At 69.9% G+C, this 21,148-nt stretch carries 17 protein-coding genes and 1 pseudogene; 14 read left to right on the top strand and 4 right to left on the bottom strand.

Features of this window, described 5'->3' with window-relative positions; translation table 11 throughout:
* Positions 1–2 precede the first annotated feature (2 nt).
* From mgtE to epsE, 3 genes are all read right to left on the bottom strand, one after another.
* Positions 3–1,322 (bottom strand): magnesium transporter, encoded by a 1,320-nt coding sequence (gene mgtE, locus FL344_RS19390; RefSeq protein WP_141619562.1) that lies wholly within the window; start codon positions 1,320–1,322, stop codon positions 3–5.
* 45 nt (positions 1,323–1,367) lie between these two features.
* Positions 1,368–2,933, bottom strand: coding sequence for a response regulator EpsF (gene epsF, locus FL344_RS19385; RefSeq protein ID WP_141619561.1), 1,566 nt, complete (start codon positions 2,931–2,933; stop codon positions 1,368–1,370).
* Positions 2,934–3,182: 249 nt separating this feature from the next.
* On the bottom strand, positions 3,183–4,391 hold the full coding sequence (epsE, locus tag FL344_RS19380) for an exopolysaccharide biosynthesis GT4 family glycosyltransferase EpsE (RefSeq protein WP_228565188.1): 1,209 nt from the start codon (positions 4,389–4,391) through the stop codon (positions 3,183–3,185).
* Positions 4,392–4,683: 292 nt separating this feature from the next.
* Between epsE and FL344_RS19375 the strand changes: the two genes are divergently transcribed.
* From FL344_RS19375 to FL344_RS19325, 11 genes and pseudogenes are all read left to right on the top strand, one after another.
* Entirely contained in the window at positions 4,684–5,202 is a 519-nt protein-coding gene (locus FL344_RS19375) for a hypothetical protein (RefSeq protein WP_225888386.1), read from the top strand.
* On the top strand, positions 5,199–6,212 hold the full coding sequence (epsD, locus tag FL344_RS19370) for an exopolysaccharide biosynthesis glycosyltransferase EpsD (RefSeq protein ID WP_011557356.1): 1,014 nt from the start codon (positions 5,199–5,201) through the stop codon (positions 6,210–6,212). The genes FL344_RS19375 and epsD overlap by 4 nt, the downstream gene beginning before the upstream one ends.
* A gap of 9 nt (positions 6,213–6,221) precedes the next feature.
* A complete protein-coding gene (gene epsC, locus FL344_RS19365; protein ID WP_020478618.1) occupies positions 6,222–6,779 on the top strand; it encodes a serine O-acetyltransferase EpsC in 558 nt (185 codons plus the stop codon).
* Positions 6,780–6,881: 102 nt separating this feature from the next.
* A complete protein-coding gene (epsB, locus tag FL344_RS19360; protein WP_141619560.1) occupies positions 6,882–9,062 on the top strand; it encodes a GH44 family glycoside hydrolase EpsB in 2,181 nt (726 codons plus the stop codon).
* Positions 9,059–9,874 carry an exopolysaccharide biosynthesis glycosyltransferase EpsA gene (gene epsA / locus FL344_RS19355; RefSeq protein WP_141619559.1) on the top strand — a complete coding sequence of 272 codons (816 nt, stop codon included), beginning with the start codon at positions 9,059–9,061 and terminating at the stop codon, positions 9,872–9,874. Before epsB ends, epsA begins: the two co-directional genes overlap by 4 nt.
* A gap of 179 nt (positions 9,875–10,053) precedes the next feature.
* Positions 10,054–10,467, top strand: a pseudogene (locus FL344_RS19350) (AHH domain-containing protein); the annotation flags it as partial.
* A gap of 12 nt (positions 10,468–10,479) precedes the next feature.
* On the top strand, positions 10,480–11,049 hold the full coding sequence (locus FL344_RS19345; RefSeq protein WP_141619558.1) for a DUF1629 domain-containing protein: 570 nt from the start codon (positions 10,480–10,482) through the stop codon (positions 11,047–11,049).
* 75 nt (positions 11,050–11,124) lie between these two features.
* Positions 11,125–11,970, top strand: coding sequence for a DUF1963 domain-containing protein (locus tag FL344_RS19340; protein ID WP_141619557.1), 846 nt, complete (start codon positions 11,125–11,127; stop codon positions 11,968–11,970).
* Between the two features lie 207 nt (positions 11,971–12,177).
* Complete coding sequence (locus FL344_RS19335; RefSeq protein ID WP_141619556.1) at positions 12,178–12,921, top strand: class I SAM-dependent methyltransferase; 744 nt, start codon at positions 12,178–12,180, stop codon at positions 12,919–12,921.
* Positions 12,922–13,023: 102 nt separating this feature from the next.
* Complete coding sequence (locus tag FL344_RS19330) at positions 13,024–13,302, top strand: hypothetical protein (RefSeq protein WP_020480693.1); 279 nt, start codon at positions 13,024–13,026, stop codon at positions 13,300–13,302.
* A 19-nt stretch (positions 13,303–13,321) separates the two neighbouring features.
* Positions 13,322–13,747 (top strand): DUF4326 domain-containing protein, encoded by a 426-nt coding sequence (locus tag FL344_RS19325; RefSeq protein WP_141619555.1) that lies wholly within the window; start codon positions 13,322–13,324, stop codon positions 13,745–13,747.
* Positions 13,748–13,754: 7 nt separating this feature from the next.
* On the opposite strand, the gene FL344_RS19320 is transcribed toward FL344_RS19325, so the two are convergent.
* Entirely contained in the window at positions 13,755–14,708 is a 954-nt protein-coding gene (locus tag FL344_RS19320) for a DUF1152 domain-containing protein (protein ID WP_141619554.1), read from the bottom strand.
* A gap of 55 nt (positions 14,709–14,763) precedes the next feature.
* Between FL344_RS19320 and FL344_RS19315 the strand changes: the two genes are divergently transcribed.
* The 3 genes from FL344_RS19315 to FL344_RS19305 all read left to right on the top strand — a co-directional run bounded on the left by FL344_RS19315 (position 14,764) and on the right by FL344_RS19305 (position 21,004).
* On the top strand, positions 14,764–15,732 hold the full coding sequence (locus FL344_RS19315) for an ornithine cyclodeaminase family protein (protein WP_141619553.1): 969 nt from the start codon (positions 14,764–14,766) through the stop codon (positions 15,730–15,732).
* A 176-nt stretch (positions 15,733–15,908) separates the two neighbouring features.
* Entirely contained in the window at positions 15,909–18,833 is a 2,925-nt protein-coding gene (locus FL344_RS19310) for an Ig-like domain-containing protein (RefSeq protein ID WP_141619552.1), read from the top strand.
* A gap of 440 nt (positions 18,834–19,273) precedes the next feature.
* Complete coding sequence (locus tag FL344_RS19305) at positions 19,274–21,004, top strand: chloride channel protein (RefSeq protein WP_228565186.1); 1,731 nt, start codon at positions 19,274–19,276, stop codon at positions 21,002–21,004.
* Positions 21,005–21,148 lie beyond the last annotated feature (144 nt).

Raw genomic sequence — 21,148 nt, 5'->3', positions numbered from 1 at the left:
GGCTACAGCAGGGTGCCACGGAGGATGAGCTCCGCCGTGGTGAAGTAGATGACCAGCCCGCTGACGTCCACCAGCGTGGCCACGAAGGGCGCGGACGCGCTCGCGGGGTCGAAGCCCAGCCGCCGCAGCAGGAACGGCAGCATCGAACCCGCCAGCGTCCCCCACGTCACCACGCCCAGCACCGCCAGCCCCACCGTGAGGGCCACCCGGAAGGCGTGCTCGCCGTAGAGGTGGAACAGCACCTGCCAGAGCAGGATGCGCGCCACGCCCACCGAGCCCAAGACCAGCCCCAGTGACAGGCCGGACAGCAGCTCCCGCCGCAGCACGCGGACCACGTCCCGCAGGCGCACCTGCGCCAACGCCAACGCGCGGATGACCAGCGTGGAGGCCTGACTGCCGGCGTTGCCTCCCGCGGAGATGATGAGCGGCACGAAGAGGCTGAGCACCACCGCGCGGGCAATCTCATCCTGGTAGCGCGTCATGGCGGTGGCGGTGAGCATCTCCGACAGGAAGAGCACCAGCAGCCAGCCCGCGCGCTTCTTCAGCATGGCGGGCAGGCCCACCTCCAGGTACGGCGCCCCCAGGGCCTCCGTGCCACCCACCTTCTGGATGTCCTCGGTGGCCTCCGCCTGCACCACGCTGACGATGTCATCCACGGTGACGATGCCCTTCATCCGCCCCTGGTCGTCCACCACGGGGATGGCCCCCAGGCCGTACCGGGCGAAGAGGCGCCCCACCTCCTCCTGGTCCGTGTCCTCCCGCACGCGAATCAACTCCGTGCGCATCACCTCCCGCACCGCCTTGTCCGGCGTGGCCTGGAAGAGCTGGCGCAGGGAGACCACGCCCTCCAGTCGCTGTGCCTCGTCCAGCACATAGGCGTAGTAGACGGTCTCCACCTGCTCGCGGGCCTGCCGGCGCAGGTAGCTGAGGGCCTCGTCGATGCGCAGCTCCGGCCGCACGCGGACGAAGCGCGGGTTCATCAGCCCACCCGCGGCGTCCTCGCCATACGCCAGCAGCGCCCGCACCTCACGCAGGGACGGCGCGTCGAGCAGGGCCAGCCAGGCCTCCCGCGCCTCGGGAGACAGCCGCTGCACGACATCCGCCGCGTCATCCGGCGCCATCGCCCGCAGCCACGTGCCCCGCTCCCCGGGCGAGAGCGCCTCGAGCAGCCCCAGTTGCGCTGGAGCCTTCAGGGTGGCGAAGAAGTCCCGCGCGCGCTCGGGCGGCAGCAGGTGGAAACCATCCACCCGCTCTTGCGCCGACAGCGCCGGCCACGCGTCACGCAGCTCGTCTTCGTGGACCGGCTCGGCCTCGGGCTCCATCCGCCTCCCCCTCTTCCGCCAACCCAGGCAGGCGGCCCTGCGGCGTCATGGCGCGGGCTTGCCCGGCGCCACCGGCAGCACGACGTGGAAGGTGCTGCCCATGCCCTGGCTGCCGGGAGACTCCGCCCAGATGCGCCCGCCGTGGCGTTCGACGATGCCCCGCGCAATCGACAGGCCCAGGCCCAGCCCGCCGTAGGAAATCCCGTGCGCGCGGCCGAAGCGCTCGAAGATGTCCTCCAGCTTCTCGCCGGGGATGCCCAGCCCGTGGTCCACCACCTCCACGTGCACGCGCCCCGCCTCCTTGCGGGCGGCGAGCCGGATGCGCCCGCCCTCCGGTGAGTAGCGCAGCGCGTTCGACACCAGGTTGCTGAACACCTGGTCCAGCCGCTCGCGGTCTCCCGGCACCACCAGTCCCTCGGGGGCGTCCAGTTCGATGTGCTGGCCTTCGGGCAGCGGCTCGAAGTGCTCGGCCACGTCGCGCAGCAGCGCGCCCACATCCAGCGACTTCGGCTCCAGGTGCAGCTCGCCCCGCTGGATGCGCCCCACGTCGAGCAGGTTCTCCACCAGCTTCGCCATGCGATTCACGCTGCGGTGGATGCCGTGCAGCGCCTTGTCCACGCCCGGCGCCAGCGTGCCGTCCCCCTTCACCGAGGCCAGGTGCGCATACCCCCGCGCGGCCTGCAGCGGCGTGCGCAGCTCGTGCGCCGCCATGGTGAGGAACATGTCCTTCGCCTCACTGGCCGCCCGCAGCGTCTCCACCGCCCGGCGCGCGTCGTCGATGTCCGTCGCCGTGGAGACCCAACCCGCGAGCTGCCCCTGCTCGTCGCGCTCTGGAATGGTGCGCGTCAGGAACCAGCGGTACTCGCCATCCGCCCGCCGCAGTCGGCATTCCTGCTCCAGCGGGTGGCCCTCGCGCTGGGCTTCCTGCCAGGCGCTCCGAAGGCCGGGAACGTCCTCCGGGTGCAGGCAGTACAGCGTGTCCTTCCACTTCCGCCCCTGCTCCGGTGACAGCCCCGCGTAGTCCAGCCAGCCCCGGTTGGCGTAGCCGATGGTGCCGTCCAGCAGCAGCTCCCAGACGAACTGGGGCATGGTGTCCACCAGCCGGCGGAAGCGCAGCTCGCCCTGCTGCTCCAGCATCCGGCGCTCTCGCGCCCACAGCGCGGACTCATGCCGCTGGAGCCGCTGCTGCTGGAGGTACAGCCCGACGAAGGCCTCCACCTTCCAGCGCAGCACGTCCGGATGGAAGGGCTTCACCACGTAGTCCGCCGCGCCCACCGCGTAGCCGTGCACCAGGTGGGCTTCGTCGCGGCTGTGCGCGGTGAGGAAGATGATGGGCGTGTAGCGGGTGCGCTGGCGCTGGCGGATGAGGCGGGCCGTCTCGAAGCCGTCCACGCCGGGCATCTGCACGTCCAGCAGGATGACGGCGAACTCCTCCCGAAGCAGCCATCGCAGGGCCTCGGGGCCTGAAGACGCCCTCACCAACCGTTGACCCAGCGGCTCCAGGACGGCCTCCAGCGCGAGCAGGTTGGCCGCGTTGTCGTCCACCAGCAGGACACTCGTGGCGAGCGGCTCCAGCCGGGTGAGCGCATGGAACGTGGGTTGCTCGGGCATTTTCACCCGCGATGCCTCCCTTCGTGCCTGACCCCAGGCGGTAATGCCCCGAGGGGGGATTTGGCAACGGGTCCAACCCGCCGTGCCCGCGGGTCTCCGCCAGGCGGGCGAACCCAGCGCCCCCCGGTCAGGACGGCCCCATCATGGTGCCACCCCAGGACTCCCACCAGTCCGCGGAAGGCCCGCACCGGGCCAGTGACGGCCTGGCAACACCTGCCAGCGCGGCGGGACTCCCTACCGTGTGGCCCGCTACACCACCGCCCGCTGGAGCATCTGCGCGAGCATGTCCGCGCTGCGCTCGCTGCTGAACGTCGTCTCCACCTTGCGGCGGCCCGCCTCACCCAGCCGGTGGGCCTCCTGGGCGTCGCGCGCCACGGCCTCCAGCTTGTCCGCCAGGGTGCGGGGCTGCTGCGGGGGCACGAGGATTCCGTCCACACCGTCATCCACCAACTCCGGCACCCCACCCGCGCCCGTCACCACCACGGGCACGCGCATGGCCATGGCCTCCATGATGGCCACGCCCAACGGCTCCTGGAGGCTGGCCAGCGCGAAGATGTGCGCGCGCTCGATTTCACCCCGCACCGTGTCCTCGCTCACCGCGCCCAGCAACGTCACCGCGTCGCCCAGGCCCGTCTCCTGGATTTTGGCCTCCAGCACCTTGCGGTACGTGGTGCCGCCGGCCTCGTCCTCGCCCGCGATGGACAGCCGCGCGTCCATTCCCTTCGCGCGCAACATCCCCACCGCGTCGATGAGGTCCGCGTGGCCCTTGCAGGGGTTGAGGCGGCCGCAGGAGAAGATGCGCAGCGGGCCTTCACCCGTCCACGCCGCGTAGGGCACGGAGCGGTTGAACTTGCGCAGCTCCACGCCCATGGGCGCCAGCTCGATGCGCGACGGCAGCGCGCCGGCCAGCTCGTCATTCACTTCCTTGAGCAGCTTCTTCGTAATCACGAAGGCGAACCGCGCGTGCCGCCACTTCTCGCGCTGGTTGGGGCCGTAATCGTCCAGCGGCCCGTGCAACGTCAGGCTGTAGGGCAACCCCGACAGGAGGTTCGCGAAGAGCGCCACGTGCGCGGCGTTGGCGCATGAATGGACGTGGACGTGTGTCCAGCCCCGCTCCCGCGCCAGCGACGCCAGCCGGCCGCCCATGACGGCGAAGGCCAACAACTGCGCGCGGCCCTTCGCGTCCAGCCCCTCCGCTCGGGCGATGGAGGCCAGGCACCGGGCCCAGCCCGTGGGCATGGCGCGGGCCACCTCCGCGGCGGCCTTGGCGACCCCCAGCGGCCCCGGCGGCGTCAGGTACTCCGTGCGCGACATGGCCTCGCGCGCCCAGCTGTGCGAGATGATGCGCGCGGGAGGCGGACGCGTGGACACCAGCTCCGGCGTCACGCCCTTCCCCTGGAGCGCCTGCAGCTCGCGCCAGAAGAAGATGTGAGTCTGTCCGGGGAACTCGGGAATCAAATAGCCAATCTTCTGCACACTGGATGGCATAACACGCCTGCCTGCCCCTGCCACGGCGTGGGTAGGCGCGTACCCAGCCCGTCACACGCCGTTCACGCTCGCGGTGGGGAGGGCTTCGCGAACCCCGCCGGACCGCTTGGGGAGCGCGCGGCGGAACGCACGGTCCGGGAGACGGTGACTGTCGCGCGTCACCGGCGCGCTCCGCGGCAACCAGGCGGGCCGCCGCGCCCCGGACTGCCCGGAGAGGCCGTTGGGTCGGCGCCACGCGTTGCGCTATACCGAGCCCCTCCCCATGGCAGCCGATTCCAGCGCACCTCCCGCCGACGCCACCTCGACCGACAGCGCCATTCCGTCCCCGGCGTTGCAACGGCTGTGGTTCGCCCTGGAGCGCCACGCGTGGAGCTTCCTCACGGTGGTGCCGGCCCACCCGGGTGCTCCGGCGTTGGAAGCCGCCACGGCCGTGCTGGAGGCGGGCGCGCCCTACGCCTACACGCAGAAGGTCCACCTGGAAGACGCCACCGGCCTGTCGCCCACGGCCGCCGCGCAGAAGGTGCTGGAGCTGCGCGAGCGCGTGTCCCGGGGCGAGCGTGTCGTCGCCGTCATCGACTCGTTGATGACCCATCCCGCCAGCCTGCCGCTGGCGCTGGCCGCCGACGGCTGCCTCCTGTGCGTCACCCTGGGCGAGACGGACTTCGGCGCCGCCAGCAAGACCCTGGAGTTCGTGGGCCGCGAGCGCTTCCTCGGCAGCGTCACCTTTCCCCGGCTGACGAAGAAGCAGCGCCGGGCGGCGTCCCAGAAGAAGAAGGCATGAGCTCCACCTCCGCGCCCCGGCTCAGCGTCGTCATCGCCACGTACAACCGGCTGCCCCTCATCACCCGGCTGCTGTGGCAGTTGGCCGGGCAGACGCTGCCGCCCGAGCAGTTCGAAGTCGTGGTGGTGGACGACGGCTCCAAGGAGCCCACCCGCGAGCCGCTGCAGGCCCTGGCCCTGCCCTACACCCTGCGCGTGGAGGTGCAGCAGAACGCGGGCGCCGCCGCCGCCCGGCACCGGGGCGTCATGGCCGCCCGGGGCGACGTGGTGCTCGTCACGGATGACGACATGCAGGTGGCCCCGGACTTCCTGGAGCGGCACCTGGCGCACCATCCGGAGGGCTCGCGCACCGTGGTGCTGGGCCGCATCCGGCCGGACCCGTCCATTGGCGACATGCCGTTGTTCGAGCGCTGGTACGCGTACCTCAACAACCGCATGGCCGAGGAGCTCTCCACGCCCGGCGCCCGCGCCCGCGGCGTCCACCTGTTCACCGGCAACGTGTCCTTCCCCCGCGCGGACTACGTGGGCGTGGGCGGCTTCGACAAGTCATTGGGACAGTCGGAGGACGTGGAGCTGGGCGTGCGGCTGGAGAAGGCCGGCTGCGCCTTCGTCTTCGCGCGTGACGCGTACGTGCTGCACGGCAGTGACCACGTGTCCTTCGAGCGTTGGCTGAAGCGCGCGCACCGCTACGGCATGTTCGACACGCAGGTGGCCCGGAAGCACCCGGACGTGCGTGACGTCAATCCGTGGCGGCTGCTCTTCCAGACCAACCCCCTGACCCGCCCGCTGCTGGCCGCCACCCTGGTGGCGCCGGACGCGTCACGCGTTCTGACGCGCGCGGTGATGCACGCCGCCAACGCCGCGGACAAGCTGGGTCTGGAGAAGGCCGCCTTCGCCGGCACCTCCGTGGTGTACGGGATGGAGTATCTGCGCGGCGCGCGCGGTGAGGCCGGCGGCTGGACGGGCATTGCCCGCGAGGTCGCCCGCTACCTGCAGGGCCGGGGGGAGTAGTCACACACCATGCTGAAGGCCAGGGAATCGATGATTGGCTCGCTCGTCACGGATGCGCTGGAGCTGGCGAAGGCCGCCAATGGCAACTCGGACGCGAAGTCCATCGCCAAGGTGGTGCTGACCAGTGATTCGTACCGCATCACCGCGCTCAACCGCGCCCGCGAGGCCGCGCTGGCCTACCGCATCCCCCTGGTCAACCACGTGCTGCGCGTGGCGCAGACGGCGGTGATGGGGATTGAGATTGGCAAGGACGTCACGCTCGGCAAGGGCGTGTACTTCGTGCACAGCCTGGGCGTCGTCATCGGCGGCGACGCGCGCATTGGCGACCGCGTGCGCTTCTACGGGAACAACACCGTGGGCACCGCGAAGGACAACGGCTATCCCGTCATCGAGGATGACGTCTGGATTGGCGCGGGGGCCCGCATCCTGGGACCGGTGCGCATCGGCGCGCGCTCGCGCATCGGCGCCAACGCGGTGGTGCTCCAGGACGTGCCGCCGGACAGCGTGGCCGTGGGGATTCCCGCCCGCATCTTCCCGCGCAAGGACACGGACGAAGTCGCGCTCTAGCGCGGCGGGGCGGGCGCCGCCCATGGAGGATGAAGTGATGCGTTCGCGGACGAAGGCGCGCTGTGCCGCGGTGACGGCGGCGGCCCCAGGGAGGACGGAGTGATGCGTTCGCGGACGAAGGTTGGCGCCGCTGTACTGGCGGGTGCGCTGCTGGCCGGTGGCACCGTGACGGTGGCGCGGGCCGTCGGCGCGGAAGCGCCGGGTACGAGCAACGCGGCGGATGCGAGCGGCGCCGCGGCCACGACGCCAGGCACCGGCACCGAACAGACCGCGCCGGTGATGCTGTACGACGGAGGCCTGTCCCCCGATTGGAAGGACCTCGGCTGGGCGCAGCGCAACCTCCCAAAGGGCGCGCCGGCGCGCATGCGCCTGTTCAACTACGCCGGGTGGATTCTCTACCGGCCCAAGCTGGAGGGCACCTTCGGCGCGCTGTCGTTCCGGTTCAGCGCGCCAGAGTCCTTCGGCGAGTTCCTGGAGGTCCGCCTGGACGCTCCGGGCGCCGCCAGCTTCCCACGCGTCCCCATCATCCCCGAGCTCCAGGTCCGCAAGGACGGTGAGTGGTCGGAGATTGTCATCCCCATGGAGCAGCTCAACCCGCGCGGCCAGCCGTTCGACCGTGTGGTGCTGCGCGCGTCCAAGAGCGTGGGCCGTGAATGGGTGCTGTTCGACAAGGTGGCGCTGGTGCCGCTGCCGCCCGAACTGGCCGCCGCGCTGGCCGCGGGGGGCGGACGCACGGGCCAGGGCAGTGGCCGCGAGGCGCCGATGACCATCGACTGCACCGCGCCGAGCCACCGCATCAGCCCGCTCATCTACGGCATCGCCTTCGATGGGTTGACGGAGAAGCGCGACAAGCACCAGTACGAGGTGGGCGCCACCACGCGCCGCTGGGGCGGCAACCCCACGTCCCGCTACAACTGGAAGCTGGGCGGCGCGTGGAACACCGCGAACGACTGGTTCTACCAGAACGTCGACATCGGCCTGAGCTACGACGACTTCCTGGAGTCCAACCGCAAGCACGGCATGACGTCCGCGCTGACGGTGCCCATCCTGGGCTGGGTGGCCAAGGACGCGAAGTCGGTGGGCTTCCCCGTGTCGCGCTTCGGCCCGCAGCAGCAGGAGGACAACGGCTCGGGCAACGGGCTCGCCCGGGATGGCACGCCGCTGAAGCCCGGCGCGCCGACGCTCACCAGCACCGAGGCCCCACCGGAGTTCATCGCCGAGTGGATCCGCGCCATCCGGAAGAAGGACCAGGAGCGGGGCCAGCGCAGCGTCCAGATGTACATCCTGGACAACGAGCCCATGCTCTGGAACTCCACGCACCGCGACGTGCACCCGGAGCCGCTGTCGTATGACGGGCTGCTGGAGCGCACGATTGCCTACGGCACGGTGGTGCGGAAGGAAGACCCGGAGGGCCTCATCGCGGGCCCGGCCGAGTGGGGTTGGACGAACTACCTGTGGTCCGCGGCGGACTTCGCGCCGGGGAAGATGCCGCACTCCGACCGGCGCGCGCACGGCAACATGCCGCTGCTGCCCTGGTACCTGCGGCAACTGCGCGAGCACGAGAAGAAGACGGGCGTGCGGCTGCTCGACATCGTGGACCTGCACTTCTATCCACAGACGAACGTCGGTGTCGGCCTGGAGGGCAACACGGACCCGGCCACCAACGCGCGCCGCATCCGCTCCACGCGCGGGCTGTGGGACCCCACGTACAAGGACGAGTCCTGGATTGGCGAGCCCGTGCGCCTCATCCCGCGCATGAAGGAGTGGATCGCCGACCACTCCCCGGGCCTGCGCATCTCCATTGGCGAGTACAACTTCGGCGCCTTCCGGCACATGAGCGGCGGCCTGGCCCAGGCCGAGGCGTTGGGCCGCTTCGCGCAGGAGAACATCTACTCCGCCTACTTCTGGCAGTACCCCACCGAGGGCTCGCCGGTGTTCTGGGCGTTCCGCGCGTTCCGGAACTTCGACGGCAAGGGGAGCCGCTTCCAGGACTGGTGGGTGCCCGCGAAGGCCGCCGAGGGCACCAGCGTGTTCGCCTCGCGCGACGAGGCGGGCGGGAAGATGGTGGCGGTGGTCCTCAACTTCGACCCGGACCAGGCCGCCCAGGCGCAGATTCAACTCAAGGGCTGCGGGACACTCGACAGCGTGCGCGTGCTGGGCTACTCGGGCGCACCTGGGGGGTTCACCGAGCAGACTCCCGGTGCGAAGGCCGCGGGTTCCCTGACCCAGCGGCTGCCGCCCTATTCCATGACCGTGCTCGACCTGACGGTGAAGAAGCCATGAGCTCCGCCGCGACGCCCGTACCCCCGCAGATTCCGTTCACCACTGGCCGAGCGCGCCTGAACATCGGCCAGCTCGCCATCGACCAGCTCACCTTCGAGGAGGCGGTGACGGAGATTGGCCGGCTGGTGGACTCGCGTCAGGGCGGCTACGTGTTCACCGCCAACGTGGACCACGTGGTGCTGGCCGAGGACCACGCGCAGTTCCGCGAGGCGTACGCGCGCGCCACGATTTCGGTGGTGGACGGGATGCCCATCGTCTGGGCCTCGCGCGCCATGGACGTGCCGCTGCCCGAGCGCATCGCCGGTTCGGACCTCATCCTCCCGCTGATGAAGCTGGGGGCGGAGCGCAAGTGGCGCGTGTTCCTGCTGGGCGCGGGCCCCGGCGTGGCGGAGAAGGTAGGCCGCATCGTCAGCGAGCAGTACGGCGTGGAGGTGGTGGGCTGGGATTCGCCCATGGTGCGCGTGGACGGCGGCGACGCGCAGAACGACCCGATGGTCGCGAAGATTCGCGAGAAGGACCCGCACCTGCTCCTGGTGGCGCTGGGCAGCCCGAAGCAGGAGGTGTGGATTTCGCAGGTGGCCTCCAAGCTGGGCCCCACGGTGGCCATTGGCATTGGCGCGGGGTTGGACTTCATCGCCGGGACGGCGAAGCGCGCGCCCGTGTGGATTTCGCGCGCGGGCTTCGAATGGCTGTACCGCCTGGTGAACGAACCCAAGCGCCTGTGGCGGCGGTACATCCTGAATGACTCCCGCTTCGCCACGATTCTGCTGCGCGAGTTCTGGCAGCGGACGGGCGCGAAGAAGCCTGAGTAGCCAACCGCGTCACACGGGGGTGACGCGGCGGGCACTCATCCCTGGGGGGACGTTCATGATGCGCGGCTGGGTCGTGCTGCTGGTCCTGCTTCTGGCGTCAGGCTGCGCGACAACCCGTTCCGTCAGATTGGATTCGGGCCACGACATCTTCCTCGTCATTCCTCGCGAGGAAGTTGGCGCAGAGCTACATGATGACGGCCGACGGCTTCGCCATCGCGCTGGCGCCCCATGCCGTGGCCATGGCGGCACGAGAGGCCACGGGCCCTCGTGCGCAGTAGCATCATCTCGCCACGAACAAGAACGAGGTTTCCACGCTGCGTGGCGGGCCCTGGACTCCGGAGTTCAGGAGAATCTTCAAGCGTGCGGGGATGGAGCTGAAAGACCCCGAAAACATCGTCCAGGTCCAGGGGCACAAGGGGCCGCATCCCCGGGCCTATCACCAAGCAGTTCATGACAGGCTCATCAACGCCACGGAAGGCTGCCGCACCCTGGCGTCGTGCCGCCAAGCACTGACGACCGCGCTCAGGGAGTTGGCCGAAGAGGTCTCCACACCCGGAACGATGCTCCACAAGCTCCTGACCCGCGCCATGTGAGAGAAGGCCATCATGACGAAGCGCTACTTCAGGCTGACGGAGGACATGCAAGCCGGGAACTGGGACCTCGGTGACCCGGTGGACGCGCTGGGTCACGAAGTGGACGACCTTTGGATGTACACCGCCGGGCATCCCATTCAAGCCAAAGAGCGCCTGAGCATTCCCATCGACACACCCGGAAGGCAGTTGGACTTCTGCACAGTGGGGGTGGGCGTGATGCCCATCATCCACGTCCGCGTGGCGTCACTCTTCGCGGAACTGGCCCCCGATGATGTGCAGCTCATCCCCGTGGACATCCAGGGCCATGCAGCTCAGTACCTCATCCTGGTCGCCACGAAGCTCATCCGGTGTATCGACGACGCGGCCTCCGAGGAGGTTCGCTACTGGAAGCCCGAGCACGGTCAGCCGGAGCGCGTGGGCCAGTACCGTTCGGTCATCGGTCTCCGTATCGCCCCCTCGATGGTCGGCGATGCGAAGGTGTTCCGCACCTGGGGCTGGAGGCTCGCCCTCATTGTCTCCGATGACATCAAGTCCGCGTTGGAGAGTGCCAACGTCACGGGCGTGGAATTCACACCGGTATAGCCTGGACTTCGTTGCGCCGAGCCCTGGTCATTGTCGCCAAGCAACGAAGCAAGCCGCATTTGGATTCGCGCCGTCATGAAACCTCCACTCGAACTCCCCGAGGACCTCCGGCGGATGCTCCGTTCCCACGCACCGGGACTCGAGTCCGACATCGAGCGGTTCCTCGAAACGGCACCTTCCCCGTGTCTGTACATCCGCTCGGAGCGCGTCTCTCGCTCGCCCCTCCGGCCCTCCATCCTCCACAGGGTGATGGGCCACAGGGCCGCGCAGCCCGTGCTCTCCACGCTCGACAGCAAGTTCGGCGGCATCCCCTATGTCGAAGAGGTGGACCTGACGTGGGATGGCTTCCACTTCCTCGGGCAGCTCAACTTCGCTCAACTGAGTGATGCACCTGCCACATTGCCGCGTCGAGGCCTCTTCGCCCTCGACCGCAATCTTCGTGCACCGGACTGCACCGCCAACTCGCTCCGTGTGCGCTGGTATCCGGAGCCCACCGAAGCGCGCGCCCGTTCTATCTCGCAGCCGCGATGCGTCGGCCGCTGGGAAACGCGGATGCTGTTCATCCCCGGCTGGTCACTCCCTGGAGGTGCTGAGTGGGAAGCGCCGCTACCTGCTGGGGTCACGCAACTCCACGATGCATGGAACGCGTGGACACCTTCAGGCTACCTGGAGGATGAGCAGCGCCCTGGCCTCCACCGACTGTCCGGCCACCGAAGCGCGGGGCTCGACGAGCCCTACTCCTTCGTACCGCCTCCCGGGCGTGACAGTCCCCTTCGTGCGTACGCGCAACTCTTGCGCATCGACTTCGACAATGCCTCGGGATTCCACTGGGGCACGAACCAGGCCTACGTGCTGATTCACCCCGAGGACCTCGCCGCGAACCAGCTGGAGCGCGCGGTGGTGACCTGGGCCAATGCCTGAGTGGATTTGGAGGCACGCTCGCACGTCAGGCGAGTTCGACCTGCCAGCCAGGTCCTCCCACCTCCCCCGCTGAACGTGCAATATCTGCCCCCCATGTTCTCATGGAACCGCGTGGCGGGAGCGGTGCCCCCGGCGCTGCTGCGCATCCACTGACGCGAAGCAACAGGCGCTGTTCCTCTGGGTGCTATCCTCACGGACTCCACGGACATGACGGAGCCCTCCTCCAGCCCGCCCGAGCAGGAAGACGACTACGGCATGTCCCTGCCGGCGCTGGTCGTTCTGCGCATCAGCATCGTGTTCATCGAGCTGTTCACCCGGCTCTTCGACGTCCTGGTGCTGCTGCGCCGGCCCCGGCTGCTCCCGCCCTACCTGGGCCTGTGGCTCCGCGAGGTGCGCGTCTCGCCCTACCGCTTGAAGCGCTCGTTCGAAACGACGCGGGTCCTCCAGGCGAGCGGGCAGATTTTCAAGGAGCTGATGTACGGCGAGATGCCGGTGCACACGGGGGTGTGGCTCTTCTGGAAGGCCGGGCTGGGCCCTGGCTCGCGGCTGGTGGACCTGGGCGCGGGACGGGGCCGCACGCTGCTGGCCGCGCGCTGGCTGGGCGCTGAGGCCCGAGGCATTGAATTGATGCAGCACCACGTGGACCTGGCCCGAGAGCCCGTGGAGAAGGCGGGCGCGCAGCTCATCGTGGGCGACGCGACCCGCGCGGACCTCCAGGATGCCACGCACGTCTTCACCAACTGGACGGCGCTGACGCCGCGGACGCGGGCCCGGCTGGTGGAGCGCTTCCGCACCTGCCGCCCCGGCACGCGCATCCTCACCGTGACGCGGCCAGTGGAGGCGCCGGGCTTCACCCTCCTCTCCAAGCATCGGCTGCTCTTCACCTGGGGCCTGGAGCACGTCTGGATTCACGAGGTCCGCGACAGTGTCGTTGGAGATACAACCAATTGACGCGGCTTCCTGTGACGCGGACTCCATGCCTACGCTCCGCGCCACGACGCCGGGCCGACTGGGCTCAAGGCCCTGGGCCCGGGCGTCCAGGAGCTGAATCACATGAAGGCATGGATGACGGTGGTGTCGCTGGCGGTGGTTCCCCTCGCCGTGGGTTGCACGTCGTCGCGCGAGCTGACGCGGGCGCGCGTGGAGGCGAACACGCTGCGCAAGGACGCGGACACGCTGCGCGGGGAGAACGCGACGCTGAAGGAGCGCGTCAGCGAGTTGGAAGGGCAGCTGGCGAAGGTGCAGGAGGAGCGCGACACGCTGAAGGCCGCCGCGGAGAAGCCCCCGGAGCCCGTCGTCGCGCCCGCCGCGGGCAAGAAGCGCAAGAAGTAGCGTCCGCGAGGCCACGCCGATGACCGTGACGCGCACCACGGCGGTCCATGTCCACGACGGCTGCGACGTGTACGTGGGCCGGGCCTTCCGCGCCTATGCGAAGCCGAGCCCGCTCAACCCGGTGCCCGGCCGCTTCGGCAACCCCTTCAAGCCCGGAGGCGTGCGCACTCCAGGCGCCATGCTGCGCACCTACTTCGCACCGTGGCTGGGGACGCTTCCGGAGGCGGAGCAGGAGCGCATCCGCCAGGAAGCCCTGCGCCGCATGGGGCCGGACGAGGACGCCTTCGACGCGTTCCGCTGGTACCTGGCGCTGCGCACCCGGCATGACGCGGACCACCGCGCCGCCGTGCTGATGTTGCGTGGCAAACGCCTGGGCTGCTGGTGCAAGCCCGGCCCCTGCCACGCGGACATCCTGGCGGAGTGGGTGGACGCACAGCCCGCGTAGGCCGTGCTCACACGGGAATGTCCTTCCACGGCCTGATGGTCTGGCACTGGTTGCGGAAGGTCTCGATGCGGTCCGCCACCTCCCACGCCGTCTGCGTGTCGCGGAGTGCTTCAAGATAGAGGCATCGCCGTGCAACCGCCGCCAGGCCAAAGGCCCAGTACATGCTCATCAGTGGGTTGATCCACAGCTGACTGCCCTCGGTGCGGACCGTGCGGTGGACGTCGCCGTACGCCCCTTCCACGGCGCTCACCACGGACAACGACACGATGCTGGGCGCGCGAGGCATGCGCTCGCACACGTATGTCACTGCGTCGCGGTACAGCGCGACTTCGGGCATGGGCTCCAACAACGCGGTGACGCCCAGGTAGGCACCTTGTTGGCTAAGCGCGGCCACGGACTCCAGGAAGTGCGCGTGGCAGACGCCATGGTGCCGGTCGACCCCGAAGCCCAGGCACACCACAAGCTTGTCATACAGTGGCAATGCGTCGACGGCGGCCAGACTGCTGATGTCCTCCTCGGGCGTGCCCAACCCCACCTCATCCCCGCGCATGAGGATGTCGGTGCCTCCGTCCACCAGCACCACCGCATCAAATCCAAGCCGTTCCCACAGCAGCGCATACGCCGCGCGCAAAGGGGCCACACCCGTTCGCTCGAAGCAGTACACCGGAACGTGCTCACCCCGGCCATGGAACCAACGCGCCAGGAGCCCCTCCGGGAAGTAGTGCGCCGGTCCCTTCGTATGCGCCTCAACCTTCATGAGGCCTGGCGCCAGCCAGGTTCCCTCGACCGATTCCAGCCGAGTGAAGCTCAAATTGGCCAGGGACACCGTCTTGCCCAGCTCGCGCAGGCGGAAGAACAGCGGCAACCCACTGAACACGTCGAAACCACCGCCCGCCCCCGCGATGAGCACATGACGCGCACCCGCGAGCCTTTCGAACAGCGGTGAAGTGGACAGGTCCATTCCCTGACTCCTTCCAATGTCAGCCACGACGCCTCCATCGCTATATAGCGCCGCCATGCCCACCCTCATCCTCAGCGCGAAGGACCTCCGAAGTCTCTACACCGTCGAGCTCGGCCTCACCGCCGTCGAGCGGGCCTTCCGTGCCCACGGCCTCGGCGAGTCGCTGATGCCGCCCAAGGTGTACCTGTCCCTGCCTTCCTACGACGGCGACTTCCGCGCCATGCCCGCGTTCCTCGACGGCGCCGCTGGCGTGAAATGGGTCAACGCCCATCCGCGCAACCCGGAGAAGCACGGCCTGCCCACCGTCCGCGCCCTCTACATCCTCAGCGACCCGGACACCGCCTCCCCGCTGGCCATCCTCGACGGCACCCTGCTCACCGCCTGGCGCACCGGCGCCGCGGGCGGCGTGGCCTCCAAGTTCCTCGCGAAGAAGCAGCCGCGCACCCTGGGCCTCGTCGGCTGCGGCGTGCAGGCCCGCGTGCTCATCGATTCGCACCGCGCCGTCTTCGGCGACAGCCTGGAGCTGCTGCTCGCCGACACCTCCGAGGCCGCCGCCAAGGCGCTCCAGGCCGAGAAGGGCGGCCGCATCGTCAGCACCCAGGAAGCCTGCGGCGCCGACATCGTCTGCACCGCCACCCCCGCCCGCGTCCCCGTGGTGAAGCGCGAGTGGTTCCAGCCCGGCGCCCACATCAACGCCATGGGCGCGGACGCCCCCGGCAAGCAGGAGCTGGATGCGCGCCTGCTCACCGAAGGCCGCGTCTTCATCGACGACACCGAGCAGGCCCTCCACTCCGGCGAGGTCAACGTGCCGCTGCATGACGGCCGCCTCCGCGCCGAGCAAATCGCTGGAACCCTGGGTGAAGTCGTCTCCGGCAAGAAGCCCGGCCGCACCCACGCGACCGAAATCACCGTTTTCGACTCCACCGGCCTCGCACTCCAGGACGTGGCCCTCGCTCGCGCCCTCTACGATTCCGCTCTGGCGCGAGGGCTCGGACAGCCCTTCGACATCGTCGGAAACGGCTGACCCAGTGGGTCAAGCCTACCCCGTACATCTTGTGACTCATTCGAAACCCGGAAGACTGGACAGTTCCAACAACACAGGAGTATTCCCTCAATCGCGCAGTCCGGGGGGATGCTCTCAAAGCCGCGACAGTCACTCTGGGTGAAGCGCGGAGAGAGCGCTCGCCCAGCGCTGCCGTCGTGCGTCTGGAGCGCTCCTCCCGGAGGTCGCGCGGGGTGCCAATCCCGGCACCCGCCTCTCTTCGGAGACCTCAGATGGCTCACGTCCCCCGGCGTCCCTCCTGGCGTCACCTCCCCGCGCTCTTGCTGCGGCTGGTGGTGCTCGTCCCGCTCGTCGTCGCCCTTCCCTCAGCCGCGCAGACGCAGACGAACACCCAGTCCACACAGCGGGCCATCAACTTCCTCAGCGCGGACGTGGTGCACTGGACGCAGGAGAACAACTGCGTGGCCTGCCACCGTCAGGGCGCGGTGGTGTACGGCCTGTCGAGCGCGCGCGCCAACGGCTACGACATGAACGCCGTCGTCGGCAACGGGCGCACCAACCTGGCCAACCTGGAGCTGCTGGCCCAGCGCATCCGCAATGACCAGCTCGCCAACGGCTCGTGGATTCACGAGGGCACCGCGTTCCGCTACGAGAAGACGTCGTTCTCCGTCTTCGGGCTCGCGGGCTACGACGAGAACGTCTCCACCCAGTACAGCAACGCGCTGGTGAACGCGGCCAACTGGGCGCTGACCACGCAGGAGCCCAGCGGCCGGTGGCCGAGCGACCACGCGCACTTCCCCGTGGACCACGGCAGCGTGTCCACCACCGCGCGCATCATGACGGGCCTGGCCCAGGCGAAGCAGCGCGTGGACCCCGCGCGCGCCGCCACGTACCAGGCCGCGCTGGACCGCGCCGCCGCGTACCTGCGCGCCAACCTCAACAACAACGACACCAGCGCGCCCGGCAACGGCATGCCCTACACCTTCCAGGTGGCCTGGACGGTGCTGGGCCTCAAGGCCGCGGGCCCCGGCCTCAACGACGTCAACACCGGCGCCATCAACACCCTGGCCGAGCGGCTCATCACCCGCACGTCCCCCGGCAACGCGGGCTGGGGCAACCTGCCCAACGAGGCCGCCAACGACTTCGCCACCGGCAGCGCCATCTACGCGCTGTGCCTCGCGGGCCGTGAGCCCGCCACCGACCCGCGCCTGCGCAACGCGATTGAGTGGATGAAGACGCGGCAGTCCGCCGACGGCAGCTGGCGCACCGGTTCGGCCACGTTCGACATCCCCACCACCTTCGCGGCCCTGGGCCTGTCCTGCTTCGGTGACTTCAGCGTGCGCGTCTCCGTCGTCGGCGCGGAGCGGCAGGAGCTCCTGGTGGACAACCCGTCGCCGCAGCAGGCCACCTTCACCTTCACCGTGAAGAACCACGGCTATCAGGCGGACACGTACACGCTGAGCACCCAGGGCGGCCTGCCCGGGTGGACCGCGTCCGTGAGCCCCGTCACCCTCTTCCTGCCCGCGGGCGGCGAAGGCACCGTCACCGTCACCGTCCATGCGCCGCCCCGGCTGCTGCCCGCGCTCACCTCCGCGGTGACGCTCATCGCTTCGTCCGGCGGCGCGCCCGGCGTCACCGGCTCCGCGCGCGTGGCGGCATACACCCCGCCCCTGCCGCCCGTGACGGGCCTGCCCACCGTCACCACCATCGTGACGCCCGCGGCCAACGCGCGCGTCACCGTTGGCAACGGCACCCTGCTGTCGGCGCGCGTGACGAACGGGGGCGCCATCGTCCCGGGCCCGGCCCATGGCGTCGTCACCTTCTACGTCGCGGGCGTGCCCGTGGGCGCGGACGTGGACGCGGATGGCGACGGCATCTACGCCTTCAACTGGGTGCCCGCGGTGGACAGTTGGACCATCACCGGCCCGCAGGACTACCGCGCGGTGTACTCCGGCGTGGAGCGGCAGGCCCCGCTGGCCAACCTGCTGGGCAGCACGGCGTCGAGCACCCTCATCATCGACCCGTTCCCGCACCTGACGCCCATGGTCACCATCGGCAACCCGCCGGCCTTCACGCGGGAGACGGCCCTGGACATCTGGGGCTACGCCACGCCGCGCGCGCCGGGCGCCGTCATCACCTACGCCGCGTTCATCATCAACGGCGGCGCGCCCATCGTCCTCACGCCGGGCAACGGCGGCCTCATCCACACCTCCATCACCCTGGAAGAAGGTCCCAACATCATCCAGATGACCGCGCGAGACAGCTTCGGCGGCGTCACCACCAAGCAGGTCAACCTCACGGTGGACCGGGTGGCCCCCATCCTCACCATCCTGTCGCCCGCGGAGAACGCCGCGGTGAACACGCCGGTGGTGACGGTGCGCTCGTCCGTGCAGGACCAGACGCCCGTGCGCGTGGAGACGCAGTGGGTGAACAGCTCGCTCCTGGAGTTCGGCAACGGCACCGTGGAGCACCCGGTGAACGTCAGCTACGGCAGCCAGGTCATCCTGGTGCGCGCCACCGACAGCGCCGGCAACGTCACCGAGAAGCTGCTGTACCTGTGGGTGGACGCGGGCACGCCCGTGGTGAGCACCCACTTCGCGGATGGCCAAATCCAAGGCCCGCTGCCCAACGGCGCCTTCCAGTACGCCATCAACGTGCAGACGGTCTCCGCCACCACGGTGCGCGTCAACGGAGGGGCGCCCTTCCACCTGCCTCGCGGCGGCGGCCAGATTCAGACGTCGGTGACGCTGGCCCCGGGCGTCAACACGCTGGGCATCTCCGTCATCAGCGAGACGGGCATGACGGCCAACCTCGTGCGCCGGGTGAACTACGACGTGCAGGCCCCCACGGCCACGCTGCTCAGCCCCACCGCGGGCAGCACCGTCAGCGGCGCCATCACCGTGCGCGCACGCGTCACCGACAACTTCGGCCCGGTGACGAACGTGGGCTTCAGCCGCGACATGTCCGGCATCCGCGTGGGCACCCAGCAGTCGGACGGGACGTGGACGGCGCAGTTCGACACGCGGGAGATGGTGAACGGCGCGCACACCATCGACCTGTGGATGAACGACGGCGTGGGCAACTTCGCCGTGCAGAGCTTCAACATCGTCGTCAGCAACTGACGCGGTGAGCGCAGGGCCCACCCTGACATCCAGGGTGGGCTCCGGCGATGTGGAGGGCCGCGGCCGACACATGCGAGGCCGCGGCGGCCCGCCAGCCCCTACGATGCACATGGCCTGGGTGCTCCACGCGGGACGCGGCGCACCAACGGCCCGGTACACGGACGCCCCACCCCCGGCAGCAGCCCTCGAGCGGACACCTGCCACCTGTTTCAGTTTCAGGAGGGCAAGCGCGGCGCCAACAAGGAACTGCCTGCCCGCCCCTCCCCATCGGGCATGAGGCCCCGGACGCAAGCCGTTCCCAGGTCGGCGCGAGGCGGCGCGGGGCCCCATCCCACGGCCGGGTGGCGGCCAGCCCGGGGCCCCCGGCCCTTCCCGCCCGAAAGCAGCGCCTAACTTGGATCCGCGTGGGTGCCCGACACGCAGCCAACAGCCCTCCCGGCATGGACAGTGCCCACGGGCGGGGCGGATCCGTCCGGGCGCTGATGGGGAGCCTCACCGGCCAGGAGCAGCGCTTCTGGCTGCTCGTCGTCACGGTGGGGCTCATCGCGGGGTTGGGCGCGGTGGCGCTGCTCAAGGTGCTGCGCTTCACCCAGCAACTCTTCTGGCGCAGCACGGGCGAGGACTTCCTGGCCGGCGTCGCGGCGGCCCCCACGTGGCGCCGGGTGCTCATCCCGATTCTCGGCGGCGCGCTGGTGACGCTGCTGACGCTCATCGTCGGCCGGCCCATGCGGGGCCACGGCACCGCGGGCATCATCGAATCCATCTGGGTGAAGTCCGGCCGCCTGTCGCTGCCGCGCGCGCTGCTGCGGGGGCTGGTCTCCATCCTCGCCGTGGCGATGGGCGCGCCACTGGGCCGCGAGGGCGCGCTGCTGTCCACCGGCGCGGCCAGTGGCTCGTCACTGGCCCGCTGGCTGCGGCTGGGCCCCGGCCAGGCCCGCCTGCTGGTGGCCTGCGGCGCGTCCGCGGGCATGGCCTCCGCGTACAACGTCCCCATTGGCGCGGCCCTCTTCGGCCTGGAGGTGCTGCTGGGCAGCTTCGCGCTGGAGCTGTTCGGCCCCATCGTCGTCTCGTGCGTGGTGGCGACGCTCGTGTCACGCGGCCTCATCGCGGACCACCCCAGCTTCGTGATTCCCCACTACACGCTGCTGCACCCGCGCGAGCTGGTGCTGGCCATGCTGCTGGGCGTGGTGCTGGGCGTCGCGTCCGCCTTCTACGTGCGCGGCATCAACGTCATGTCGGACCTGCTGGACCGGGCCGCCGCGTGGCTGGCGCCCTTCCTACCCCTGATGTCCATGACGGTGGTGGGCGTGACGGCAGTGTGGCTGCCGCAGCTTCTGGGCAACGGCTATGACGCGGTGAACGGGGCGCTGCTCGGCGAGCTCTCCCTGGCCCACCTGCTGCTGCTTCCGCTGGCGAAGCTGGCCCTCACCGCCACCTGCGCCGGCGCCGGCGTACCCGGCGGACTCTTCACCCCATCCCTCTTCTACGGCGGGCTGCTGGGCGGCGCCTTTGGCATGCTCGCCGAATGGGTGCTGCCCGGCGGCGCGCCCAGCGGCGCCTACGCGCTGCTGGGCATGGGCGCGGTGCTGGCGGGCACCACGCACGCGTCGGTGTCCGCGGTGCTCCTCATCTTCGAGCTTACCGGCGACTACCCGCTGGTGCTGCCGCTGATGCTCAGCGCGGTGGTGTCCGCGGTCGTCAGCCAGCGCCTGGAGCCAGAGTCGCTGTACACGTCCGTGCTCAACCGCCGCAACGTGCGCGTCCCCGCCACCGTACCGCACTGGCTGCGCCAGGAAGGCGCCCGCGCGCTGCTCAAGCCCGTGCACCAGCGCGTACCTCCGTCGGCGCCGCTTCAGGAGGTGCTCGCGTTCCTGCTGGAGCAGCCCCTGGGCCAGGACCTCTACGTCACCGATGAGGCGGGCCGGTACCGGGGCGCGCTGGTGCTCGACCAGCTGAAGGGGCATCTGCCGGACCACTCGCAACTGCACGCCACCATCGCCGCGGACCTGATGGACGTGCGCGTGCGCCCGATTACCCCGGGCCTGTCCCTGAGCGAGGTCGCCGCCCGCTTCACGGAGACCTCCCTGGAGCGGCTCCCCGTCGTGGACGGAGAGCGGCGCCTGCTGGGCACAATCTCCAAGCAGGACGTGTTGAAGCAGGGAACCTTCTGAGGAACGCGGCGTGGAAGACAGACGGATGCTGCACGGACCAGCGCGCGCATGGAGCATCGTGCTCATAGGTCTGCTGTGCATGGTGCTGAGCGTCGTCCTGCTCCATCGCCCACCGCCCGAAGTCCCTGATGTCACCCCACCCCC

The organism is Myxococcus sp. AB036A, assembly GCF_006547355.1.
GTDB lineage: Bacteria > Myxococcota > Myxococcia > Myxococcales > Myxococcaceae > Myxococcus > Myxococcus virescens.
This window is presented reverse-complemented; position numbering and strand designations above follow the sequence as displayed.

Coding starts and splice junctions, on each gene's coding strand:
- mgtE (WP_141619562.1), bottom strand. CDS start 1,322: ATGGAGCCCGAGGCCGAGCCGGTCCACGAAGACGAGCTGCGTGACGCG.
- epsA (WP_141619559.1), top strand. CDS start 9,059: ATGAGCTCCGCCGCGACGCCCGTACCCCCGCAGATTCCGTTCACCACT.
- FL344_RS19335 (WP_141619556.1), top strand. CDS start 12,178: ATGACGGAGCCCTCCTCCAGCCCGCCCGAGCAGGAAGACGACTACGGC.
- FL344_RS19315 (WP_141619553.1), top strand. CDS start 14,764: ATGCCCACCCTCATCCTCAGCGCGAAGGACCTCCGAAGTCTCTACACC.
- epsD (WP_011557356.1), top strand. CDS start 5,199: ATGAGCTCCACCTCCGCGCCCCGGCTCAGCGTCGTCATCGCCACGTAC.
- FL344_RS19375 (WP_225888386.1), top strand. CDS start 4,684: ATGGCAGCCGATTCCAGCGCACCTCCCGCCGACGCCACCTCGACCGAC.
- FL344_RS19305 (WP_228565186.1), top strand. CDS start 19,274: ATGGACAGTGCCCACGGGCGGGGCGGATCCGTCCGGGCGCTGATGGGG.
- epsB (WP_141619560.1), top strand. CDS start 6,882: ATGCGTTCGCGGACGAAGGTTGGCGCCGCTGTACTGGCGGGTGCGCTG.
- epsF (WP_141619561.1), bottom strand. CDS start 2,933: ATGCCCGAGCAACCCACGTTCCATGCGCTCACCCGGCTGGAGCCGCTC.
- FL344_RS19340 (WP_141619557.1), top strand. CDS start 11,125: ATGAAACCTCCACTCGAACTCCCCGAGGACCTCCGGCGGATGCTCCGT.
- FL344_RS19325 (WP_141619555.1), top strand. CDS start 13,322: ATGACCGTGACGCGCACCACGGCGGTCCATGTCCACGACGGCTGCGAC.
- FL344_RS19330 (WP_020480693.1), top strand. CDS start 13,024: ATGAAGGCATGGATGACGGTGGTGTCGCTGGCGGTGGTTCCCCTCGCC.
- epsC (WP_020478618.1), top strand. CDS start 6,222: ATGCTGAAGGCCAGGGAATCGATGATTGGCTCGCTCGTCACGGATGCG.
- FL344_RS19345 (WP_141619558.1), top strand. CDS start 10,480: ATGACGAAGCGCTACTTCAGGCTGACGGAGGACATGCAAGCCGGGAAC.
- FL344_RS19320 (WP_141619554.1), bottom strand. CDS start 14,708: ATGGACCTGTCCACTTCACCGCTGTTCGAAAGGCTCGCGGGTGCGCGT.